This window comes from Bacillus sp. P4_D3 (assembly GCF_056401855.1).
The window spans coordinates 1-597 of record NZ_JBFUIN010001266.1; the positions used below are offsets into that span (position 1 = coordinate 1).

Consider the following 597-nt stretch of genomic DNA (forward strand, 5'->3'; position numbering starts at 1 on the left):
AACAATTATTGTAAAGGTAACAGAGGTAAAGCGATACGAGAGTTTTAAGGAAATGTACGAACAAATTGATAAAAAATTATTTGACCGTGAAAATGTTAGCTTAGAGGAAATGTTAGAAAGTACATACAAAATCTATACGAAAGAACAAGAAAAAGAATGGGGAACAGTTGCGATTGGTGTTGAGGTAATAAAGTGAGAAGAAATCGCGGTGCAGCTATTATTGTACAGGACGGTAAAATCGCTCTTATAAAACGTGTTCGAGAAGGTGAGATGTATTTTGTTTTTCCAGGCGGGGGAATTGAAGAAGGAGAAACACCTGAAGAAGCAACGAAGCGAGAGATTTATGAAGAATTAGGGGTACATATACAAGTGGAGCATCTGATTGCAAAGGTGAAGTATAAAGGTACGGAGTATTATTATAATGCCCATATTATAGGTGGAGTTTTCGGAAGTGGTAAAGGCGAGGAGTTCGAGTTGAAAGATAGAGGGAGTTATATTCCTTTATGGATGCCGATAAATGAGTTGCCAAATGTAAATATAAAACCGTATGATGTGGCCCAAAGTGTATTCGATTATTATAGGAAATAAGGTCTGACA

2 protein-coding genes are annotated in these 597 nt (G+C 36.7%); both read left to right on the plus strand.

What is annotated here, in order from left to right; genetic code table 11:
* Window positions 1-196, plus strand: a 196-nt coding sequence (locus tag AC1DTM_RS30710) for an ASCH domain-containing protein (RefSeq protein WP_477001735.1), incomplete at its 5' end; no start/stop codon positions are given.
* Window positions 193-588, plus strand: coding sequence for an NUDIX hydrolase (locus AC1DTM_RS30715; protein WP_002160965.1), 396 nt, complete (start codon window positions 193-195; stop codon window positions 586-588). The genes AC1DTM_RS30710 and AC1DTM_RS30715, both read left to right, overlap by 4 nt.
* The last annotated feature ends 9 nt before the right edge of the window (window positions 589-597 follow it).